This window comes from Bacteroides oleiciplenus YIT 12058 (assembly GCF_000315485.1).
Lineage (GTDB): Bacteria > Bacteroidota > Bacteroidia > Bacteroidales > Bacteroidaceae > Bacteroides > Bacteroides oleiciplenus.
The window spans coordinates 585,155-609,027 of sequence record NZ_JH992941.1 but is presented as its reverse complement, the minus strand read 5'-3'; the positions used below and the strand labels follow the sequence as shown (position 1 = coordinate 609,027).

Genomic DNA, 23,873 nt, shown 5'->3' with positions numbered 1-23,873 from the left:
TAGAATGAATATCTTTCCACATTATAAGCAGTTAGACAAAATGGATTGTGGTCCTGCGTGTTTACGCATGATTGCGAAGTTTTATGGAAAGAAGTATTCATTACAAACTCTTCGTGAACATTCTTATATTTCAAGAGAAGGTGTTTCATTAATGGGACTTAGTGATGCAGCTGAATCTATTGGATTCCGAACAACTGGTCTGCGTATTACATTGGAACAATTGGAAAAAGATGTTCCGTTGCCTTGTATTTTATATTGGAATCAAAACCATTTTGTAGTATGTTATGGCGTAAAGAAGCGAAGAGGTAGATATTATTTTCAAATAGCAGATCCCGCTAATAGCTTGCTTGTTTATTCAGAAGAGGAACTTAAACGATGTTGGCTGTTTGTAAAATCAGAATCAAGGGAGCTTGGAATTGTATTAGCCTTAGAGCCGGGAACACGGTTTTATGAGTTTGGGGATGAATCTGAAGTTGAAGAAGGACACAAATTGGTTTTCTTTATAAAATATCTCACTCCCTACAAGAAACAATTATTGCAGTTAGTATTGGGAATGCTGACAGGCTCATTATTGCAACTTATCTTTCCCTTTTTAACTCAGTCCTTGGTAGATGTGGGGATTCGTGATGGAAATTTAGGCTTTATAACCTTAATCTTAATAGCACAAATAGTTCTTTTTATCTCTCAACTCTCTGTAGAGTTTATCCGTAGTTGGATATTGCTCCATGTCAATGCGCGTATCTCTATAACTCTGATCTCCGATTTTCTGATAAAACTAATGAGATTGCCACTACATTTTTTTGATACGAAGCTCTTGGGGGATATAATGCAGCGTATCAGAGATCATGGACGTATCAGAGCATTCCTTATGGGATCATCTATTTCTACGGTATTTTCATTCATTACTTTCTTTGTTTTTTCTATTGTGTTAGCTTATTATAATTGGGATATACTGATGATATTTTTTATAGGAAATATTTTGTATGTAGGGTGGGTTCTTTTATTTATGAAATATCGCCGTGAACTAGATGTTAAACGCTTTGAACAGTCAGCAAATGAGGAAAGCAATTTGATACAGATGGTGTCTGCTATGCAGGAAATTAAGTTGAATAATTGTGAAACGCAGAAACGCTGGCAATGGGAGCGTATTCAGGTGAAACTGTTTAAGATTAGTGTAAAAGGTTTGGCTTTAGGACAGGTACAACAAGTGGGATCGGTATTTTTTAATCAAACTACAAATATCATAATTTCATTTATTGCAGCAAAGGCTGTTGTGGAGGGGCAGATGACTTTGGGCATGATGATGTCTCTTACTTATATTATTGGTCAATTAAGTGCTCCGGTTTCTTCTTTTATCGGCTTTGCACAGCAATTTCAGGATGCTAAGATAAGTTTGGAACGACTGAATGAAGTGCATGGAAAGCCGGATGAAGAGCAGGATATTGCTTCTAAACTTTCTATTCTTCCGGAAAAACGTGATTTGAAGGTAGAGAATGTTTCTTTTAGTTACGATGGTGCAAACCGGGATTATGTGTTAGATGGTATTTCCTTGTTTATCCCTGAACGGAAGGTAACTGCTATTGTAGGAGCAAGCGGCAGTGGCAAAACAACATTGATAAAATTGATGCTTGGCTTCTATTTACCGAATAAGGGAGTTATAAAGGTGAATGATACATCACTGGAAAGTATTAATCCGCATCTTTGGCGTGCCAAGACAGGGGCAGTGATGCAAGACGGCTTTATCTTCTCGGAAACTATAGCACAAAATATTGCTGTAGGTGAAGAGCAAGTTGATTTGGAACGACTTCGCCATGCTGTGATGGTGGCTAATATCCGGGATTTTATAGATTCTCTTCCGTTAGGCTACAATACAAAGATAGGCATGGAGGGGAATGGTATCAGCCAAGGACAACGGCAGCGTATTTTGATAGCACGTGCTGTGTATAAGAATCCCGAATATCTTTTCTTCGATGAGGCTACCAATGCGCTGGATGCTAATAATGAGAAAGAAATAATGGAACATTTGCAGGCTTTTTATAAAGGGAAGACAGTGGTGGTCGTGGCACATCGTTTGAGTACGGTGACGAATGCGGATAAGATTGTGGTACTTGACAAAGGGCGTATAGCGGAAGAAGGCACGCATAAGGAGCTAACTGAACGGAGAGGGTTGTATTATCAGTTGGTAAGGAATCAATTGGAGTTAGGAAATTGATGGAGGAGAAGAAATATAAAGATATAGAGTTGCGCAGCGAAGAAGTGCAAGAAGTAATGAATCACATTTCACCTTGGGTGGTAAGGTGGGGGCTTACTGTCTTGTTTTTGATCCTGCTGGCTGTACTGGTAGGGTGCTGGATATTTAAATATCCGGATACTTTGGTGGCAGAGGTAACTCTTGCAACAGAAGAACCCCCTGCTTCTGTTTTGGCTCATGTTGCTGGAAAACTGGATGCACTTTATGTAAAGAATGGAAGTTTAGTCGGTGAGGGTACGAACTTGGGAGTAATTAATAATGCAGCTGTTTTGGAAGATGTACGCTGGTTGTCCGAACAGATGCAAGAATGGGGGAGAACTAATTATGCTTGGAAGAAAGGAATGGAAATCTTTGCGGATAAGCGGTTACAATTGGGAGAGTTACAATCTGCTTTTGCTATTTTTATCACTGCACTTTCTGAGTATGCGCTTTTCATGAAACAGGATTATTATACAAAGAAGTTATGGGTACAAGAAAAACAATTAAAAGGACAACGTACATATCTCCATGTGGCAGAGCAAGAGTATGAGTTGATTAAGAAAGATGTAAATTTAGCACAGAATATGTATAATCGTGATTCTACTTTGTATGCCCGTAATGCAATGATTGTTACCGAGTTCGAAGAATCGGGTAGTAAATATCTGCAAAGTCTTCGTTTAGAAGAAAGTGCACGGATGAGTTTGTTACAAGCCGAAATGCAGTTAGTACAGCATGAAGAGAATTTGATTGATATACGTAAGCAGGCCTATGATGAGGAGCAAACTCATCTTACTAAACTGAAAAATTCAGTAGAACAATTAGCATCTCAGTTGAGCGCCTGGGAGTATTCCTATTTACTAAAGAGTCCTGTTAGTGGTAAAGTTAGTTTTATGAAAGTGTGGAGTCGTAATCAGAATGTAAAATTGGGTGAAACTGTTTTTGTTATTCAACCATCGGATAGTTCGAATGTATTAGGTAAGGCGTTACTTCCTTTACAAGGTTCGGGAAAAGTACATATTGGACAACGGGTACATATACGTTTGAATAATTATCCCGATCAAGAGTTCGGCTATGTCAAAGGTCTGGTGAAAAGTATTTCACCTGCTCCGACTGAAGAAGATGTGTATATAGTAGAAATCTGTTTGCCGGATGGATTAAAGACTAATTATGGTAGGCAACTTCCCGTTTCGCAGGAGCTTAAAGGTACGGTAGATATTATTCTCGCTGATAGGAATTTGTTGGAACGTTTGTTAGCACCGTTAAAAAGGGTAATGGAGTATAATGAGGCTTATAATAAATCGTATGATTAAGTGATAAAACTATCAGTAAGTAGTTGTTCAATTACTTATAAGTAGTTTGTCAACTACTGCGTAGTAGTTGGTCAACAACCTGTAGGTAATTAAGACTGCTCAGATATGTGACGATTAAAATTGAACATACCAATAGATTTTTCAACAACTAAGAAGCGGCCCTTTGGGATTATTTGTCTAATATTGCAACAGAAAAACTTTAGATGAAAAATACCATGAAGAGAAAAGCTACCTTTCTGTTGCTATTATTCTGCATGATTACCTTGCATGCACAGGACTTGTATAAAACAGAAAAAGACCTGCCCTACATTTCCGGCTCCGAGATGGATGCTTACCGGAAAGAATGCTGTAAACTGGATGTTTACTATCCGGCTGACAAGAAAGATTTTCCAACTATTGTCTGGTTTCATGGCGGTGGACTGGAAGGAGGTAATAAGCATATTCCCCAGGAACTCACGAACAGAGGAGTTGCTGTTGTGGCGGTGAACTATCGCCTGAGCCCTAAAGCCAAGAATCCTACTTATATTGAAGATGCCGCTGCTGCTGTGGCATGGGTGTTTAACCATATAGAAGAATATGGCGGTAGTAAAGGCAAGATATTTGTTTCCGGTCATTCTGCTGGAGGTTATCTTTCACTGATGCTGGCTATGGACAAGAAATACATGGAAGTTTACTGTGCAGATGCTGATAAAGTGGCAGCTTACCTCCCGGTGAGCGGACAAACAGTTACTCATTTTACCATTCGTAAGGAGCGCGGATTGCCGAATGGCATTCCTGTTATAGACAAGTATGCTCCGGTGAATCGTGTGCGTAAGGATACGTCTCCTATTATACTGATTACCGGTGACCGCAATCTGGAAATGGCGGACCGTTGGGAAGAGAATGCCCTGCTCGCTTCCGTATTGAAGAATATCGGAAATAAGCAAGTCGTTTTATATGAATTGCAAGGCTTCAATCATGGCACAGTGCTCGAACCTGCTTGTTTCCTGATAATAAATTATATCCGTGAACATTGCCCGGATAAAACGGTGAAGAAATAACATGGCTAATACCTTATAATATATACTATCATGAAAAGATTTACAATTTTAGCTGCCGCTTTGCTGATGTGTGTAGCGACCTTCGCCCAAGAGGCCCTTTGGGGAATCGGGCCACTCGTATCCCCCGAAATATATGACAATAACACTGTTTTATTTCGCTTGAGAGCACCGAAAGCGGTGAAAGTACAAATCACAGGTGATTTCCTGCCGAAACAAAAGGTAAAGACGCCTAACGGGGAATATGAGATTCCGGGAATTGTGGATTTGACTGAAGGCAAGGATGGCGTATGGGAATACACCACACCTGAACCGTTGAAACCCGAACTCTACAGTTACTCTTTTATTGTAGACGGCCTGCGGATGAATGACCCTGCCAATATTTATCTGATACGTGACGTAGCCACCCTTACCAATGTATTTATCATCGGTGGTGACCGTGCCGATTTGTATAAAGTAAACCAAGTGCCTCATGGCACGGTATCCCGCATTTGGTACAATAGCCCGACCCTCGGTATGGAGCGCCGCATGACGGTCTATACTCCCGCTGGTTATGAAACCGACGGTAAACGCTATCCCGTGTTCTATCTTCTGCACGGCATGGGCGGTGACGAGGAGGCTTGGATTTCTCTTGGCCGCACCGCGCAGATACTGGACAACCTGATAGCGCAAGGCAAAGCGAAGCCCATGATTGTGGTGATGACGAATGGCAATGCTTCGCAGGAAGCTGCTCCGGGTGAATCTTCCCTCGGTATGATGCCTCCTTCCATGCAACTACCTAAAACAATGGAAGGTTCTTTTGAGCAAGCATTCCCGGATGTTGTGAAGTTTATCGATAAAAACTACCGTACCATTAAGAATAAATCCGGTCGTGCCATTGCCGGACTGTCTATGGGCGGCTTTCATGCGCTGCACATTTCCAAGCAATATCCCGATATGTTCAATTATATAGGCTTGTTCTCTGCTGCCATTTTGCCGAACAAGAATGTTGTTTCCCCGATATATGAAGACTTGGAAGGTAAGTTGAGAACACAATTTGCCAAGAAGCCGTCTCTTTACTGGATAGCTATCGGAAAGACAGACTTCCTTTATAAAGCGAATGAGGATTTCCGCAAGCTGCTGGATGAGAACGGATATAAATATACCTATTATGAAACAGATGAAGGACATATCTGGAAGAATTGGCGTATCTATCTGAGCGAATTCGCTCCATTACTTTTCAAATAAGAGTACCTTAATCAAATAATACCCCCAAAAATAACACCGCAGATAACAATACAATGCTTTTATCTGCATAAAATCAATATCAAAACCATGAATAAAAAATTAATCTTATCTTTTGCCCTGTCCGGGCTTGTGTTAACCACCACGGCGCAGACTTCTGTAGTGCCTGCCATCCCCAGAGACGAGAAGATAGAACAGAAAGTGGAAGCCTTGCTCAAGAAGATGACCCTTGAAGAGAAAATCGGTCAGATGACGGAGCTTACCATTGACGTTATTACGAAGCGTGATAATCCCTCTAAAGAATTTCAAATAGATGAGGCCCTGCTGGACACCGTCATCGGCAAGTATAAGGTCGGTTCTATCTTGAACGTTCCCCAAGGCGTTGCCCAGTCTAAAGAGAAATGGGAAGAGATTATCAAAAAGATACAAGATAAATCCATGAAGGTGATGGGGATTCCCTGCATCTATGGCGTAGACCAGATACATGGAACCACCTACACACTGGGCGGAACTTTCTTCCCGCAAGGCATCAACATGGCAGCCACCTTCAACCGCGAACTGGTGCGTGAAGGTTCCCGCATTTCCGCCTATGAAACCAAGGCTGGAAGTATCCCCTGGACCTATGCCCCGGTGCTCGACCTGGCCCGTGATGCCCGCTGGCCCCGCCATTGGGAAAACTATGGCGAAGATTGCTTTGTAAATGCTGAAATGGGGCGCGAGTCCGTTCTCGGCTTTCAGGGTGGAGACCCCAATAATATAGGAAAACAGCATGTAGCCGCCTGTATCAAGCATTACATGGGCTATGGCGTTCCGGTTTCGGGCAAAGACCGCACACCTTCCTCTATCACCGTGCAGGACATGCGTGAAAAGCATTTTGCCCCGTTCCTCGAAGGTATCAAGGCGGGGGCTCTATCTGTCATGGTGAACTCTGCCATGAACAACGGACTGCCTTTCCACGCCAACTACGAACTGCTGACGCAATGGTTGAAAGAGGACCTGAATTGGGATGGTCTGATTGTGACCGACTGGGCGGACATCAATAACCTCTATACCCGTGATAAGATTGCTTCCAGCAAAAAGGAAGCAATTAAAATTGCCATCAATGCAGGTATTGACATGTCCATGGTTCCCTACGAGTGGAGTTTCTGCACCTACCTGAAAGAGTTGGTGGATGAAGGTGAAGTGCCAATGAGTCGTATCGACGATGCCGTACGCCGCGTATTGCGCATGAAGTATCGTTTGGGCTTATTTGATACACCTGCTTATAATCATAAAGATTTCCCCCTGTTTGGTGGCAAGGAACATGCTGCTGCCGCTTTGCGGGCTGCCGAAGAGTCTTTGGTATTGCTGAAAAACACAGATGGCATCCTGCCGTTGGTTCCCGGCAAGAAGTTGCTGATTACCGGTCCTAATGCCAACTCCATGCGCACGCTCAACGGTGGCTGGTCTTACTCCTGGCAAGGTGATAAAGCCGACGAATGCGCTGCTGATTATAATACTATTCTCAAATCGTTCACCAACAAGTTCGGCGCTTCCAATATCATCTACGAGCCGGGTGTGAGCTACAAGCAAGATGGTGCCTGGTGGGAAGAAAACACTCCTGAAATAGATAAAGCCGTAGCTGCCGCCGCTAATGCGGATTACATCATCGCCTGTATCGGTGAGAATTCCTACTGCGAAACTCCGGGCAACCTGACAAACCTCTTTCTCTCCAAGAATCAGCTTGACTTGGTGAAAGCATTGGCCACTACCGGAAAACCGATTGTACTTGTCCTGAACGAAGGCCGTCCGCGCATCATCAACGAGATAGAGCCATTGGCAAAAGCTGTTGTTAACGCCATGCTTCCGGGCAACTACGGTGCTGATGCCCTCGCAAACCTTCTGCCCGGCGACGCTAACTTCAGCGGAAAAATGCCGTATACCTACCCGAGAGACATCAACTCGCTGTTCACCTACGACTATAAACCTTGCGAAGACCTCGAAAAGATGCAAGGCGCTTATGATTATGATGCAGTGATGTCCGTGCAGTGGGCATTCGGTTATGGACTGAGCTACACCACTTATGCATACAGCAACCTCAGAGTAGACAAGCCGGAATTCGCTGCCAACGATGTGCTGACCTTTACCGTTGACGTGAAGAATACGGGCAACCGCATCGGCAAAGAGAGTGTCCTGCTGTTCAGCAGCGACCTGATAGCTTCCCTTACCCCCGACGTTCGTCGTCTGCGTGCTTTCGAAAAAGTGGAACTGAGACCGGGTGAAACCAAGACCGTTACTCTGAAAGTGAAAGCCTCCGACCTTGCTTTTGTCGGTTATGACGGTAAGTGGATACTGGAGAAAGGTGATTTCCGCATCCAGACGGGTAACCAGACTTTGAATGTTACTTGCACGGATACGAAGAAATGGAATACTCCGAATAAGTAATTAAGAAAGCGTTAGCGTGAAAAACACCCGGATATTTTACTCCAAAACATTCGGGTGTTTTTGTGTACTCAGTTCGGGACTGTTTGATGCTCGGTGTCTTTATTTGCCTCATAACCGCCGGAAAAGGAAATAATTACGTCAACGAATCGTTAAATGATTCTTTTTTTCTCTAATATTTTGTAGTCGAACAGATTATTTATATCTTTGCAACCGCAATGGATGAAAGGTGGAGGGGCAATTAAGCTCCTTTTTTTGTTCTTATATAGTTAATCAATGATAGAAAAGAAAACTGTTTGTCAAATTGTTGACGAGTGGCTGGACGGAAAAGAGTACTTTCTGGTGGAAGTATCTATCAGCCCGGATGACAAGATTCTGGTGGAAATTGACCACAAAGAAGGTGTTTGGATTGAAGATTGCGTGGAATTGAGCCGATTTATCGAATCCAAGTTGAATCGTGAAGAGGATGATTATGAGTTGGAAGTAGGCTCTGCCGGTATCGGACAGCCATTTAAAGTGTTGCAACAGTACTGCAACCACATCGGGAAAGAAGTGGAAGTGCTGAAAAAAGACGGACGCAAATTGTGCGGCGTACTCAAAGCGGCCGACGAACAGCATTTCACCGTAACCATTGAGAAGAAAGTGAAACCCGAAGGAGCTAAGCGCCCCACGCTGGTGCAAGAGGACGAAACCTTTGCGTATGATGAAATAAAATATACTAAATACTTAATCAGTTTTAAATAAGACTATGGCCAAAAAAGTAGAAACTATCAGCTTGATAGATACATTTTCGGAATTTAAGGAACTGAAAAATATCGATAGAACCACAATGGTGAGCGTACTCGAAGAGTCGTTCCGTAGTGTGATTGCGAAGATGTTCGGTACCGATGAGAACTACGACGTAATCGTGAATCCGGATAAGGGTGACTTCGAAATATGGCGTAACCGTGAGGTGGTGGCGGATGAAAACCTGGAAAATCCGAATTTGCAGATTGGATTGTCGGAAGCACAGAAGATAGATGCTTCATATGAAGTGGGCGAGGAAGTGACGGATGAGGTAATTTTCGCGAACTTTGGACGCCGCGCTATCTTGAACCTGCGTCAGACTTTGGCTTCGAAGATTTTGGAACTGGAAAAGGACAGTATCTATAATAAATATATTGATAAGGTAGGCAACATCATCAATGCGGAAGTATACCAGATATGGAAGAAGGAAATGTTGCTGCTGGATGATGAAGGTAACGAGTTGCTGTTGCCCAAGACGGAACAAATCCCGAGCGACTTCTATCGTAAAGGTGAAACGGCACGTGCCGTAGTGGCCCGTGTGGACAACAAAAACAACAACCCGAAGATCATTCTTTCACGTACATCGCCTGTATTCTTGCAGCGCCTGTTCGAGATGGAAGTGCCCGAAATCATGGACGGACTGATTACCATTAAGAAGATTGCCCGCATCCCCGGTGAGCGCGCCAAGATTGCCGTTGAGTCGTACGATGACCGTATCGACCCGGTAGGTGCCTGCGTAGGTGTGAAGGGTAGCCGTATTCATGGTATCGTTCGTGAGTTGCGCAACGAGAATATTGACGTAATCAACTATACGGGCAATATACAGTTGTTTATTCAGCGTGCCCTCAGCCCCGCAAAAATATCTTCTATCCGACTGAATGAAGAAGAGCGTAAGGCGGAAGTATTCCTGAAACCGGAAGAAGTATCGCTGGCTATTGGTAAAGGCGGTTTGAATATCAAACTTGCCAGTATGTTGACCGAGTACACCATTGACGTGTTCCGTGAGTTGGATCAAGCTGTTGAAGATGAAGACATCTACTTGGATGAGTTCAGAGACGAAATTGACGGTTGGGTGATTGACGCCATCAAAGCGATTGGCATTGATACTGCAAAAGCCGTACTGAACGCTCCGCGTGAGTTGCTGATTGAGAAAACCGACTTGGAAGAAGAAACGGTGGATGAGGTATTGAACATTTTGAAATCGGAGTTTGAAGAAGGCGAACCTGAATTTGAACCGGAACCTGAATTTGAATCAGAGCCCGAGTCAGAATCTGAACCTGAGGCCGAATTAGAGCCTGAGGCTGAATAAACGTCTGCTGGCGTTTGTTTCTGTTTGCACTAACTTCTTTCTCCACATTATTCATTAATTTTTTAGTATGACGATTAGGTTAAATAAAGTAACAAGAGATTTGAATGTAGGAATTTCAACGGTAGTTGAGTTCTTGCAGAAGAAAGGCTTTGCCGTTGAGGCAAATCCCAACACAAAAATTACCGAGGAGCAATACGCTTTGCTCGTGAAAGAGTTCAGTACAGATAAGAACCTTAGACTTGAATCAGAACGTTTCATTCAGGAACGACAGAACAAAGACCGCAACAAAGCGTCGGTATCTATCGATGGTTATGAGGCTGAGACTACGGAGAAACCAAAAGTTGAGGAAATCAAGACGGTAGTTCCCGAAGATGCACGCCCGAAGTTTAAACCTGTCGGAAAAATAGACTTGGATAAGCTGAATAACCGGAAACCGGTAGTGGAGAAAGTGGAAGAGAAGAAAGTAGAAGAAACCGCACCTGTGGTGAAGGAAGAACCTAAACCGCAGCCGAAGCCTGAACCTAAGCCCGAATTCAAGCCGGAGCTTAAACCCGAGCCTAAGGAGGAACCGAAACTTGAACCCAAACCAGCACCTGCTCCCAAACCAGCGCCTGTGGTGAAAGAAGAACCGAAAGTGGCTATGGAAGAAAAACCAGCGCCTGCTCCGGTAGTAATCCAGAAAGAAGAAGTGAAAAAAGAAACACCTGCTCCCGTGGCACAAGCCAAGGAAGAACCGAAGCCCGAAGTGGGCGAAGAAGCACCGGCAAAGACTGGTGGAGATGAAATCTTCACAATCCATAAACCGGAATTTGTTTCCAAGATAAATATCATCGGCCAGATTGACTTGGCCACGCTGAATCAGTCCACACGCCCCAAGAAGAAGACCAAAGAGGAAAAACGTAAGGAGCGCGAAGAGAAGGAGAAAATCCGTCAGGACCAGAAGAAGCAGATGAAGGAGGCGATTATCAAAGAAATTCGCCGCGAAGATAGCAAAATGAAAGATGGCAAGGAAAAAGACACCGATGCCAATGCTAACAAGAAGAAACGTCTCCGTATTAATAATAAGGAGAAAGTAGATATCAACAACGCATCCAACTTCCAGCGTGGAGGTGACAACCGTCCCGGTGGTGGTAAACCCCAGGGTGGCGGTCAAGGCGGTGGTGCTAACAACCATCCGGGAGGAAACCGTAACAACCGTAACAATAATAATAGCAAGGACCGTTTCAAAAAACCGGTCATCAAAGCGGAAGTAAAGGAGGAAGACGTAGCTAAGCAGGTAAAAGAAACCTTGGCACGCCTCACTTCCAAAGGCAAGAATAAGACAGCGAAGTATCGTAAAGATAAACGTGATATGGCGTCCAGCCGTCAGCAGGAACAGGAAGACCGCGAAATGGCGGACAGCAGAGTGCTGAAGATTACGGAATTCGTGACTGCTAACGAATTGGCAAGCATGATGGACGTTTCCGTTACGCAGGTCATTGCTACTTGTATGAGTATCGGTATCATGGTTTCCATCAACCAACGTCTGGATGCCGAAACCATCAATCTGGTGGCAGAAGAATTCGGATATAAGACTGAGTACGTCAGCGCAGAAGTATCACAAGCCATTGTGGAAGAAGAAGATGCTGACGACGACCTGGAACCGCGTGCGCCGATTGTTACCGTCATGGGCCACGTAGACCACGGTAAGACATCGTTGCTCGACTATATCCGTAAAGCGAACGTTATTGCCGGTGAAGCCGGTGGTATCACGCAGCACATCGGTGCCTACAATGTGAAGTTGGAAGACGGACGTGAAATCACGTTCCTCGATACTCCGGGTCATGAGGCATTTACCGCTATGCGTGCCCGTGGTGCGAAGGTAACGGACGTAGTTATCATCATTGTCGCTGCCGATGACAACGTGATGCCGCAGACGAAGGAAGCCATCAACCATGCTATGGCTGCAGGTGTACCTATCGTATTCGCTATTAACAAGATTGATAAGCCGACTTCCAATCCTGATAAGATTAAGGAAGAATTGGCAAGTATGAACTACCTCGTTGAAGAATGGGGTGGCAAGTACCAGTCACAAGATATCTCAGCCAAGAAAGGTATGGGCGTGAAGGAGTTGTTGGAGAAGGTATTGCTGGAAGCTGAAATGCTCGACTTGAAAGCAAATCCGAACCGCAAAGCTACAGGTTCCATCATTGAGTCTTCACTGGACAAGGGACGTGGTTATGTAGCCACTATGTTGGTATCCAACGGTACGCTGCACGTAGGTGACATCGTATTGGCAGGTACAGCTTATGGTAAGGTGAAAGCTATGTTCAACGAACGCAACCAACGCCTGAAAGAGGCCGGACCGTCTGAACCTGTATTAATCCTTGGACTGAATGGTGCACCTGCTGCAGGTGACACGTTCCATGTGATCGATACGGAACAGGAAGCGCGTGAAATCGCTAACAAGCGTGAGCAGCTGCAACGTGAACAGGGCTTGCGTACTCAGAAGATGCTTACTTTGGATGAAGTTGGCCGTCGTCTGGCATTGGGTGACTTCCATGAACTGAATGTTATCGTTAAGGGTGACGTGGATGGTTCTGTTGAAGCATTGAGCGACTCACTGATTAAGCTGTCTACGGCACAGGTACAGGTGAATGTAATCCACAAAGGCGTTGGAGCTATTTCCGAGTCAGATGTTTCACTGGCTGCTGCTTCGGATGCCATTATCATTGGCTTCCAGGTACGTCCGTCGAACGCAGCTGCAAAACTGGCGGAGAACGACGGTGTGGATATTCGCAAGTACTCGGTAATCTACGACGCCATCGAAGAGGTGAAGGCTGCTATGGAAGGTATGTTGGCACCAGAGGTGAAGGAGCAGGTGACTGCAACGATCGAAGTGCGCGAGGTGTTCAATATCACCAAGGTGGGTCTCGTGGCCGGTGCAGTGGTGAAGACCGGAAAGGTGAAACGCAGCGACAAGGCTCGTCTCATACGCGACGGTATCGTAATCTTTACAGGTGCTATCAATGCTTTGAAGCGCTTCAAGGACGACGTGAAGGAAGTAGGTACCAACTTTGAGTGTGGTATCAGTCTGACAAACTGCAACGATATCAAGATAGGTGATATTATCGAATCTTACGAAGAAATTGAAGTAAAACAGACTCTGTAAGCGAAATAATCTTTTAGACACGGATTACACGGATTTCACGGATTGGTTTAAAAGAAGAACCGTGTTTATCCGTGTAATCCGTGTCTTTTTTTAGATATAGCTATGACAATATTAGACATCATCATATTAGTGGTGATCGGTGCCGGAGCGGTCATCGGTTTTATAAAAGGCTTCATCAGGCAGCTGGCATCCATCCTTGGATTGATTGTCGGATTGCTGGCTGCGAAGGCATTGTATGTGTCGGTAGCGGAGAAGGTCTTTTCTAAAATGACGGATTCCATGACGTTTGCGCAGATACTGGCTTTTGTCGTAATCTGGGTGGTGGTTCCATTGTTGTTCCTGTTGGTGGCGGCTCTATTGACAAAGGCTATGGAGGCCGTTTCACTGGGTTGGCTCAATCGCTGGCTCGGAGCGGGACTGGGAGCGTTGAAGTTCCTGTTGCTGACAAGTTTGTTTATCTGTGTTGTCGAGTTTATAGACTCGGATAATACGCTGGTAGACCAAACAATGAAGGAGGAATCAGTGTTATATTATCCTATGGAGTCCTTCGCCGGGATGTTTTTCCCTGCCGCAAAAGAAGTTACAGAACAATATATACTAAATTAAAATAATGCAACCCGAAGATCATAATAAAAAGAACTCAAAGAAGGATGAAGAAGAGAAGGTGGAAAAGAAGCCTTCAAACGAATTTGTCCGTAAGATTGCAGAGGAGAAGTACAAGTACGGCTTCACTACCGACGTGCACACGGAAGTCATTGAGTGTGGGCTGAATGAAGACGTTGTGAGGCTGATTTCTGCAAAGAAGAACGAGCCGGAATGGCTGCTGGAACTTCGCTTGAAAGCGTATCGCCATTGGCTGACGTTGGAAATGCCTACATGGGCACATCTCCGTATTCCTGAGATAGATTATCAGGCTATTTCATATTATGCCGACCCGTTGGCAAAGAAAAAGGATGCTCCGAAGAGCATGGACGAAGTAGACCCTGAACTGATAAAGACCTTCAATAAACTGGGTATCCCATTGGAAGAACAGATGGCGTTGAGTGGCATGGCGGTAGATGCCGTGATGGACTCCGTTTCTGTGAAGACGACATTCAAGGAGACACTGATGGAGAAGGGAATCATCTTTTGTTCCATCAGTGAGGCGATACGTGAGCATCCCGATTTGGTGCAGAAGTACCTGGGCTCCGTAGTGGGATATCGTGATAACTTCTTCGCTGCGTTGAACTCGGCGGTATTCTCCGACGGTTCGTTCGTATATATTCCGAAGGGGGTACGTTGTCCGATGGAGTTGTCTACCTATTTTCGTATCAATGCACGTAACACGGGACAGTTTGAGCGGACACTGATTGTGGCGGATGCCGATTCGTATGTTTCCTATCTGGAAGGTTGTACGGCACCGATGCGTGACGAGAACCAGTTGCATGCCGCTATCGTGGAGATTGTGGTGCATGACCGTGCTGAAGTGAAATATAGTACCGTACAAAATTGGTATCCGGGCGATGCCGAGGGCAAGGGCGGTGTATATAACTTCGTGACGAAGCGTGGCAATTGCAAAGGTGTGAACAGTAAGCTATCCTGGACGCAGGTAGAGACGGGTTCGGCTATCACGTGGAAGTATCCGTCTTGTATTCTGACGGGAGATAATTCTTCGGCTGAATTCTATAGTGTGGCGGTGACAAATAATTACCAGCAGGCAGATACGGGTACAAAGATGATACATCTGGGTAAGAATACCAGTAGTACTATTGTTAGTAAAGGTATTTCTGCAGGGCACAGTGAGAACTCTTACCGTGGTCTGGTGCGTGTGGCTCAGAAAGCTGATAATGCGCGTAATTACAGTCAGTGCGACTCTTTGTTGCTGGGCGATAAGTGCGGTGCGCACACGTTCCCCTATATGGATATCCATAATGAAACGGCAATTGTGGAGCATGAGGCAACCACCAGCAAAATCAACGAAGACCAGATCTTTTATTGCAACCAGCGCGGCATCTCTACGGAAGATGCAGTGGGCTTGATTGTGAATGGCTATGCCAAGGAAGTGCTGAACAAGCTGCCGATGGAGTTTGCCGTAGAAGCTCAGAAGTTGCTGGCTATTTCGCTGGAAGGCAGCGTGGGATAAGTTTTTGGAATTATAAATATAGAACTAAATATCATGTTAGAGATAAAAGACCTGCATGCCAGCGTAAATGGCAAAGAAATATTGAAAGGCATCAACCTGACGGTGAGAGCAGGTGAGGTTCATGCTATTATGGGACCGAACGGTTCCGGTAAGAGTACCCTTTCGGCTGTGTTGGTAGGTAACCCGGCTTTTGAGGTGACAAAGGGTAGTGTGACTTTCTACGGTAAGAACCTGTTGGAGCTTTCGCCCGAAGACCGTAGTCACGAAGGTATCTTCCTCAGTTTCCAGTATCCGGTGGAAATTCCGGGTGTGAGCATGGTGAACTTCATGCGTGCGGCGGTGAATGAGCAACGTAAATATAACCATCTGCCTGCCTTGAGTGCAAGCGAATTCCTTAAACTGATGCGTGAGAAGCGTGCGGTTGTGGAACTGGATAATAAACTGGCAAACCGCTCCGTGAACGAAGGCTTCTCCGGTGGAGAGAAGAAGCGTAACGAAATCTTCCAGATGGCTATGCTGGAACCGCGTTTGAGCATCCTCGACGAAACGGACTCCGGGCTGGATATCGATGCTCTGCGGATTGTTGCCGAAGGTGTAAACAAGTTGAAGACACCGGAAAACAGTACCATCGTTATCACCCACTACCAACGCTTACTGGATTATATCAAACCTGACGTCGTGCATGTGCTATACAAAGGCCGCATTGTAAAGACTGCGGGACCGGAGCTGGCTCTGGAACTGGAAGAGAAGGGGTATGATTGGATTAAGAAGGAGTTGGGAGAATAAATTATGAATGCAGAACAACAATACATAGATCTTTTCTCCCAGGCGGAAGCTATGATATGCCAGCATAGTACCGAGGTGCTGAATGCTCCCCGTGCCACTGCGTTTGCCGACTTCGAGCGGCTTGGCTTTCCTACCCGTAAACAGGAGAAATATAAATATACTGATGTCAGCAAATTCTTTGAACCGGACTATGGACTGAACCTGAACCGTTTGGATATTCCGGTGAATCCCTATGAAGTGTTCAAGTGTGATGTGCCCAATATGAGTACGTCCCTGTACTTTGTAGTGAACGATGCTTTCTATAATAAGGCTTTGCCTACATCTCATCTGCCTGAAGGAGTTATCTTCGGCAGTTTGAAAGAGATGGCAGAAAAGCATCCGGAGTTGGTGAAGAAATACTACGGCAAGCTGGCTGATACTTCAAAAGATGGAGTAACAGCTTTTAATACTGCTTTTGCACAAGACGGTGTATTGCTATATGTACCGAAGAATGTGATAGTCGAACGCCCCATCCAATTGGTGAATATCTTGCGTGGTGATGTGAACTTTCTGGTGAATCGCCGGGTACTGATCGTTCTGGAAGACGGTGCACAGGCACGTATGCTGGTGTGCGATCACGCTATGGATAATGTGAACTTCCTTGCTACGCAAGTGATAGAGGTCTTTGTGGGAGAGAATGCAGTCTTCGACCTTTATGAGTTGGAAGAGACGCATACAAGTACAGTGCGCATCAGTAGCCTGTACGTAAAGCAGGAAGCAAACAGTAACGTATTGCTGAACGGCATGACCTTGTATAACGGCACTACCCGGAATACCACCGAAGTGTTGTTGGCAGGCGAAGGCGCTGAAATCAATCTTTGTGGTATGGCAATTGAGGATAAGAATCAGCATGTAGATAATAATACAAGCATCGATCATTCTGTGCCTAACTGTACCAGCAATGAACTTTTCAAGTATGTTCTCGATGATCAGTCTGTCGGTGCTTTCTCCGGTTTGGTGTTGGTGCGTCCTGATGCGCAACATACCAGTTCTCAGCAAACAAACCGTAACCTTTGTGCTACGCGCGAAGCACATATGTACACCCAACCGCAGTTGGAGATTTATGCCGATGATGTGAAGTGTAGTCATGGTGCCACAGTCGGTCAGTTGGATGAGACTGCTTTGTTCTATATGCGTCAGCGCGGTATTCCGCAACGTGAAGCCCGCCTGTTGTTGATGTTTGCTTTCGTGAACGAAGTGATTGACACTATTCGTCTGGATGCATTGAAAGACCGCTTACATCTGTTAGTGGAGAAACGTTTCCGTGGAGAACTGAATAAGTGCCAGGGGTGCGCTATATGTAAATAGGTATGTAATTATTAGATATTAATTATTAAATATTAATTGGCTGCGCATGATGCCGCTGCATAGAATTACTACCTAATAATTAATATTTTATACTTAAAAGAAACATGTATAACATTCAAAAGATAAGAGCCGATTTCCCGATACTTTCCCGTGAAGTGTATGGCAAGCCGTTGGTTTACCTTGATAATGCAGCAACTACCCAGAAGCCGCGTTGTGTGGTAGAAGCCATTACGGATGAATATTATTCTGTTAATGCGAATGTGCATCGTGGCGTACATTTTCTTTCGCAGCAAGCTACGGAACTGCATGAAGCAAGTCGTGAGACAGTACGGAAGTTCATCAATGCTGGTTCCACGAACGAAATTGTATTTACGCGGGGAACAACGGAAAGCATCAATTTGCTGGCGTCCACCTTTGGTGAAGCGATTATGAGTCCGGGTGATGAAGTGATTGTTTCGGTGATGGAGCATCATAGTAATATTGTACCCTGGCAACTGTTGGCTGAACGGAAGAACATCAAACTCAAAGTTATTCCGATGAACGACCGCGGTGAACTCCTGCTGGATGAATATGAAAAGCTTTTCACGGATCGGACGAAGATTGTCAGCGTTGTGCATGTATCCAATGTATTGGGTACGGTCAATCCTATCAAGGAGATGATTGCTACTGCCCATGCTCACGGAGTGCCTTTTCTGGTGGACGCTGCGCAGTCCATTCCCCACATGGCGGTGGATGTGCAGGACCTTGATGCTGATTTCCTTGTATTCTCAGGACATAAAGTATATGGCCCTACAGGTGTAGGTGTGCTTTATGGCAAAGAGGAATGGCTGAATAAGCTTCCTCCTTATCAGGGTGGGGGCGAGATGATACAGCACGTCTCCTTTGAACGGACTACCTATAATGAACTCCCTTTCAAGTTCGAGGCAGGCACCCCCGACTATATTGGAACTACGGGACTGGCCAAAGCTCTGGATTATGTCTCTGCCATTGGTATGGACAAGATTGCCGCCTATGAGCATGAACTGACGGAATATGCCACGCAGCGTTTGAAGACTATTCCCGGTATGCGCATCTTTGGTGAAGCGGCAGAGAAGGGGAGTGTCATCTCTTTCTTGGTAGACGATATTCATCACTTCGATATGGGTACATTGCTCGATCGCCTCGGCATCGCCGTACGCACAGGACACCATTGTGCCCAGCCGTTGATGCAACGTCTCGGCATTGAAGGTACGGTGCGTGCTTCTTTCGGACTTTATAATACGAGAGAAGAAGTAGATGTCCTGGTGGCAGGTATTGAGCGGGTTAGTAAGATGTTTTAACTTAAAAAATAAAGATTATGTTAGTAACAACAACCCCTGTTATTGAGGGTGCACGTATCACTCGCTATTACGGTATCGTTTCCGGCGAGACGATTATAGGTGCCAATGTATTCCGTGATTTCTTTGCCAGCATCCGTGACGTAGTGGGCGGACGTAGTGGCTCTTACGAAGAAGTGCTGCGCGAAGCGAAAGACATTGCTCTGCGTGAGATGCAGGAGCATGCCAGGGCGCTCGGAGCCAATGCTGTGATTGGTGTGGATCTGGATTATGAAACAGTTGGCGGCAGTGGCAGTATGTTGATGGTAACTGCTTGTGGCACAGCTGTTACTGTAGAATAATAAAACAGACCGTCTGTTCACTCGAAACAGATGGTCTGTTTGCTTGAAATACATGGTCTGTTTATCCTAAACAGACGGTCTGTTCATGGCAAATAGACCGTCTGTTTTTTTATACCCGGAGATTCCCTTGTAGTAGTCTCATTCTTTGGACATTGCGTTATCACGAAAAAACAAATCCCGCTGCAAAGGTAATTCCTGTTTTGTTTGTCTTTCTCGAAGAGAATTAATATATTTAGCCCTCAAATACTTAATTCTTAAAATACTAACACTATGGACAGTTTGCTTTTCTGGCTGATTCCGGCCGCTTCTGTTTTGGCTCTCTGTTTTGCTTATTATTTTCATAAGCAAATGATGAAGGAGAGCGAGGGTACTCCACAAATGATAAAGATTGCTGCCGCTGTACGCAAGGGGGCTATGTCTTATCTGAAGCAACAATACAAGATTGTTGCCTGGGTATTTCTGGGACTGGTTATCCTTTTTGCTATTATGGCTTATGGCTTCAATGTGCAGAACCATTGGGTACCAATTGCTTTCCTGACGGGCGGTTTCTTCTCCGGCCTTTCCGGTTTCCTCGGCATGAAGACGGCTACGTATGCTTCGGCGCGTACGGCAAATGCTGCCCGTAGTTCACTGAACGCAGGATTGCGTGTGGCTTTCCGTAGCGGTGCAGTGATGGGATTGGTTGTAGTAGGCTTGGGTTTGCTCGATATTTCCTTTTGGTATCTTCTACTCAACGCGGTTATTCCCGCAGATGCCCTGACTCCGACTCACAAACTCTGCATCATCACTACCACCATGTTGACTTTCGGTATGGGTGCTTCCACGCAAGCGCTCTTTGCCCGTGTAGGCGGTGGTATCTATACGAAAGCTGCCGATGTGGGTGCCGACCTGGTAGGTAAAGTAGAAGCCGGCATCCCCGAAGATGACCCGCGCAATCCTGCTACGATTGCCGATAACGTAGGCGATAATGTAGGTGACGTAGCCGGTATGGGTGCCGACCTTTACGAAAGTTATTGTGGCTCCATCTTGGCAACTGCCGCTTTGGGTGCTGCGGCATTTATCCATACGGGAGATACCGCCATGCAATTCAAAGCTGTTATTGCTCCGATGCTGATTGCAGCTGTGGGTATTCTTCTTTCCATCATCGGCATTTTCTCCGTGCGTACCAAAGAGAATGCTACCATGAAAGATTTGCTGGGCTCTCTGGCTCTGGGCACTAACTTGAGCTCTGTGCTGATTGTTTTCGCCACTTTCTTTATCCTTTGGCTGCTGGGACTGGAAAACTGGATGTGGATATCCTGTGCCGTAGTAGTAGGATTGGTGGTCGGCATCATTATCGGTCGTTCTACGGAATATTATACTTCGCAATCCTATCGTCCCACTCAGAAACTTAGTGAAAGCGGAAAGACCGGTCCGGCAACGGTGATTATTTCCGGTATCGGTTTGGGTATGCTCTCCACAGCAATCCCTGTGATTGCCGTAGTGGTAGGTATTATTGCCTCTTATCTCTTCGCTTCCGGATTTGAGTTCGCCAATGTGGGTATGGGGCTTTATGGTATTGGTATTGCCGCCGTGGGTATGCTCTCCACTTTAGGCATTACCCTTGCTACAGATGCTTATGGCCCTATTGCCGACAATGCCGGTGGTAATGCCGAAATGGCCGGTTTGGGCGAAGAGGTCCGTAAACGCACGGATGCTCTCGATTCTTTGGGTAACACCACTGCCGCAACCGGAAAGGGTTTTGCAATCGGCTCTGCCGCCCTCACCGGACTGGCTTTGCTTGCTTCTTACATTGAAGAAATCCGTATCGGACTGACTCGCATGGGAACCGTCGATTTAACACTTCCTCATGGTGATTCTGTGCCTCTTCAGGATGCTACATTTTTCGATTTCATGTATCATTATGATGTAACGCTGATGAATCCGAAAGTACTTTCCGGCATGTTTCTGGGTAGTATGATGGCATTCCTTTTCTGCGGACTGACGATGAATGCCGTTGGTCGTGCGGCTGGTCATATGGTGGATGAAGTGCGTCGCCAGTTCCGTGAAATTAAGGGAATTCTTACAGGAGAAACAGAACCGGATTACGAACGCTGCGTGGAGATTTCCACAAAGGGCGCACAGCGTGAAATGGTTGTGCCTTCGCTGATAGCCATTATTGCTCCAATTGCGACAGGTTTAATCTTTGGTGTGCCCGGCGTACTTGGTCTGTTGATTGGTGGTCTGAGCAGTGGTTTCGTTCTTGCCATCTTCATGGCGAACGCAGGCGGTGCATGGGACAATGCCAAGAAATATGTGGAAGAAGGCAATTTCGGCGGTAAAGGTAGCGAGGTGCACAAGGCCACTGTGGTAGGTGACACGGTAGGTGACCCGTTTAAAGATACTTCTGGTCCGAGTCTGAACATTCTTATTAAGCTGATGAGTATGGTGGCTATTGTTATGGCGGGACTTACCGTTGCGTGGAGTCTTTTCCAATAAGCGCAGGCATTTAATTTTATTTCCAACAGGAAGAAACACGAGCTTCTTCCTGTTGGAAATATATTAATTCTTATTTTTACGTTTTACTTTCCGTAGTCATCGTACATCATCAACAGGTGTGATGAACTCCAACTAAAGTGCGGTGCTTTCAGTCGTTCTCCGGTATGCGTGCCGTAGTTCTCATGGATGGGCGCACCTTCTTTCAGTCCGCTCAGGCGGTCGAATACCTGCAAGGTATATTCGTCAGCCAACTTCTGATACCCGTAGTTTCTCAAGCCGCGAATGGCGAAATAAGTCTGGTCCAGCCAGATGGGGCCACGCCAGTAGCCGCGCGGGTTATACTTGGGATTATCTGCGGCAATGGTCGGGAAGGGGATATACGTGGAGAACTTCGCGGTGTCTTGTAGCATGGGCAACATGCTGTCCACCTGCGATTGCGTGGCAATCTGTGTCCATAGCGGAGTATAAGCTTCGCACCCCGGTTCTTCGATGAAGGAGCCATCTTTCAGGCGGCGGTCGAAGAAGAAATTGACTTGCTTGTCGAAGAAGTAATCTGCTACTTTATCGCTATAGTCGGGACCGTCGAAAGCCACGTTCAGCAGTACGGCAAACTTCTTCAGTAGTTTGCACTCCAAGGCCAGATAAGCATTCAGGTCTACGCTTTCCTGATCCATGCTCCAGGCATCATCGGCTCCGTCATTCTTCAGCATTACGGCGTTGTCGAAACGAATGGCATTGTCCATGCCGCTTTCCCATGCGGCAGCTTCCAGTGTGCCATCTGTTGCGCCGTATTCACACATGCCGTTACGGTTGTGGTCACGTTTCTGATACCACCATTTGTAGTAAGAGAGCAGTTGCGGATACATTTCGGCAACGAAAGCGGTGTCATCCGTGTGTGTGAAGATTTCGTCTACTGCCCAACATACCAAAGGCGGTTTGCTGTCGCGGGCATTGTTTTCCGACGGGTCGGTGTAGATGCAGTCGATAACCATGCCGTCCGGTTGCTGGTAATCGAACATGGCGCGGATGTTATTCTTTGCCAGTTCGGGGTCGAACTTGGCAGTTCCGGCACTGAAGCGCCAACTGTCCCATGCCCAGAATCCGACAAAGTAGCCTACGGCATGGCTCGGAACAATACCTTCGTGAAGTAATCCGCCGCGGTGCGTGCGCCAGTTGGAGATAAGAGTGGTTACGGCTTTCACAGCAATGCGGTCGTATTCAGGTTTCATATCCTTGCGCAGAATCTTGGTTAAATACCCCTCCCAGCGTTCGGCATTGGCTTGCAAAGCTTTTCCGGGATTGTTGAGTAGGGTAGGGAGGTTCTGTAATCCGGCGATCATTTCTTTTTCGGAGGTGAAAAAGGAAATGGCTACATGGATAGGATACTTGGGGCTATGGATAAGGGCTGTGTAGTTGTTTTCCGTTTGGGAAAGTGTCACGTCGGGAGTGAATGTTACGGTCACGCTTTCTCCGCTGGGGTGGCGTGCGATAACGGAGTTTTGCTCTATGGCAATGGTTACGTCTTTTCCCCATTGACTGCCTGTCAGAAGCAGGTCTTCCGCTTTACCGGACTCTATGCGCAGAAGGGCGGTTGAGGCGTCGACAAAGTTGAGCCGTTGCGCGATGCTTCCTGCATCGGAGTGGGCGGACATGTAGAGTTCGCCGGGGAAGTAGCAGGTAGAGTCGGGAAGAAAGTTGCCCGAAGCGCTTCCAGCGAAATCTACGGTGACGGCGGACTGTGCCATCCATTGGCGGCGGAACATGTCCAGACTGAACGGGCCGCAGAAGCCGTTCACCCATTGCGCCTTTTCGGGAAGGGTGAAGCCCATCCATGAGCCGGCGTCTGTGAACCAGCCGTAGCAACGGTGCAGGGTGTCGGGAGTATAGGCAATATCCAGTATGTTATTGAAAGTGTACCTTTGCTCCGCGATTTTCTTGCTACCGGAGTTGCAGGCGGTGAGGCCTGCAACTAGTAGTGTAAAATAAATGATGTGTATAAACTTGTGTTTCATATT

The 23,873-nt window shown here is 46.0% G+C and carries 16 protein-coding genes; 15 read left to right on the top strand and 1 reads right to left on the bottom strand.

Translation table 11 applies throughout. The features are described 5' to 3' along the window. Positions 1 to 4 precede the first annotated feature (4 nt). The 15 genes from HMPREF9447_RS10400 to HMPREF9447_RS10330 all read left to right on the top strand — a co-directional run bounded on the left by HMPREF9447_RS10400 (position 5) and on the right by HMPREF9447_RS10330 (position 21,858). The gene (locus tag HMPREF9447_RS10400; RefSeq protein WP_009129684.1) at positions 5 to 2,212 is read left to right on the top strand and encodes a peptidase domain-containing ABC transporter; all 2,208 of its coding nucleotides are present in this window, start codon (positions 5 to 7) and stop codon (positions 2,210 to 2,212) included. Further along, entirely contained in the window at positions 2,209 to 3,540 is a 1,332-nt protein-coding gene (locus HMPREF9447_RS10395) for an HlyD family secretion protein (protein WP_044137985.1), read from the top strand. Before HMPREF9447_RS10400 ends, HMPREF9447_RS10395 begins: the two co-directional genes overlap by 4 nt. Positions 3,541 to 3,755: 215 nt before the next feature. Further along, positions 3,756 to 4,580, top strand: coding sequence for an alpha/beta hydrolase (locus HMPREF9447_RS10390; RefSeq protein WP_044138127.1), 825 nt, complete (start codon positions 3,756 to 3,758; stop codon positions 4,578 to 4,580). Positions 4,581 to 4,610: 30 nt separating this feature from the next. Next, entirely contained in the window at positions 4,611 to 5,804 is a 1,194-nt protein-coding gene (locus HMPREF9447_RS10385; protein ID WP_009129681.1) for an esterase, read from the top strand. Between the two features lie 87 nt (positions 5,805 to 5,891). Then, positions 5,892 to 8,225 (top strand): glycoside hydrolase family 3 N-terminal domain-containing protein, encoded by a 2,334-nt coding sequence (locus HMPREF9447_RS10380; protein ID WP_009129680.1) that lies wholly within the window; start codon positions 5,892 to 5,894, stop codon positions 8,223 to 8,225. A gap of 273 nt (positions 8,226 to 8,498) precedes the next feature. Further along, positions 8,499 to 8,966 (top strand): ribosome assembly cofactor RimP, encoded by a 468-nt coding sequence (gene rimP / locus HMPREF9447_RS10375; protein WP_009129679.1) that lies wholly within the window; start codon positions 8,499 to 8,501, stop codon positions 8,964 to 8,966. 4 nt (positions 8,967 to 8,970) lie between these two features. Continuing rightward, a complete protein-coding gene (gene nusA / locus HMPREF9447_RS10370) occupies positions 8,971 to 10,317 on the top strand; it encodes a transcription termination factor NusA (RefSeq protein ID WP_009129678.1) in 1,347 nt (448 codons plus the stop codon). Positions 10,318 to 10,384: 67 nt separating this feature from the next. Then, on the top strand, positions 10,385 to 13,468 hold the full coding sequence (infB, locus tag HMPREF9447_RS10365) for a translation initiation factor IF-2 (RefSeq protein WP_009129677.1): 3,084 nt from the start codon (positions 10,385 to 10,387) through the stop codon (positions 13,466 to 13,468). 102 nt (positions 13,469 to 13,570) lie between these two features. Further along, on the top strand, positions 13,571 to 14,074 hold the full coding sequence (locus HMPREF9447_RS10360; RefSeq protein ID WP_009129676.1) for a CvpA family protein: 504 nt from the start codon (positions 13,571 to 13,573) through the stop codon (positions 14,072 to 14,074). Positions 14,075 to 14,078: 4 nt separating this feature from the next. After that, positions 14,079 to 15,590: a Fe-S cluster assembly protein SufB gene (gene sufB, locus HMPREF9447_RS10355; protein ID WP_009129675.1), complete on the top strand. Its 1,512-nt coding sequence runs from the start codon at positions 14,079 to 14,081 to the stop codon at positions 15,588 to 15,590. A 33-nt stretch (positions 15,591 to 15,623) separates the two neighbouring features. Then, complete coding sequence (gene sufC / locus HMPREF9447_RS10350; protein ID WP_009129674.1) at positions 15,624 to 16,376, top strand: Fe-S cluster assembly ATPase SufC; 753 nt, start codon at positions 15,624 to 15,626, stop codon at positions 16,374 to 16,376. A 3-nt stretch (positions 16,377 to 16,379) separates the two neighbouring features. Beyond that, the gene (sufD, locus tag HMPREF9447_RS10345; protein WP_009129673.1) at positions 16,380 to 17,723 is read left to right on the top strand and encodes a Fe-S cluster assembly protein SufD; all 1,344 of its coding nucleotides are present in this window, start codon (positions 16,380 to 16,382) and stop codon (positions 17,721 to 17,723) included. Between the two features lie 104 nt (positions 17,724 to 17,827). Beyond that, positions 17,828 to 19,042 carry an aminotransferase class V-fold PLP-dependent enzyme gene (locus tag HMPREF9447_RS10340; RefSeq protein ID WP_009129672.1) on the top strand — a complete coding sequence of 405 codons (1,215 nt, stop codon included), beginning with the start codon at positions 17,828 to 17,830 and terminating at the stop codon, positions 19,040 to 19,042. 17 nt (positions 19,043 to 19,059) lie between these two features. Continuing rightward, a complete protein-coding gene (locus tag HMPREF9447_RS10335; protein ID WP_009129671.1) occupies positions 19,060 to 19,380 on the top strand; it encodes a heavy metal-binding domain-containing protein in 321 nt (106 codons plus the stop codon). Between the two features lie 270 nt (positions 19,381 to 19,650). Further along, positions 19,651 to 21,858 carry a sodium-translocating pyrophosphatase gene (locus tag HMPREF9447_RS10330; RefSeq protein ID WP_009129670.1) on the top strand — a complete coding sequence of 736 codons (2,208 nt, stop codon included), beginning with the start codon at positions 19,651 to 19,653 and terminating at the stop codon, positions 21,856 to 21,858. An 83-nt stretch (positions 21,859 to 21,941) separates the two neighbouring features. On the opposite strand, the gene HMPREF9447_RS10325 is transcribed toward HMPREF9447_RS10330, so the two are convergent. Further along, the gene (locus tag HMPREF9447_RS10325) at positions 21,942 to 23,870 is read right to left on the bottom strand and encodes an MGH1-like glycoside hydrolase domain-containing protein (protein ID WP_009129669.1); all 1,929 of its coding nucleotides are present in this window, start codon (positions 23,868 to 23,870) and stop codon (positions 21,942 to 21,944) included. Positions 23,871 to 23,873 lie beyond the last annotated feature (3 nt).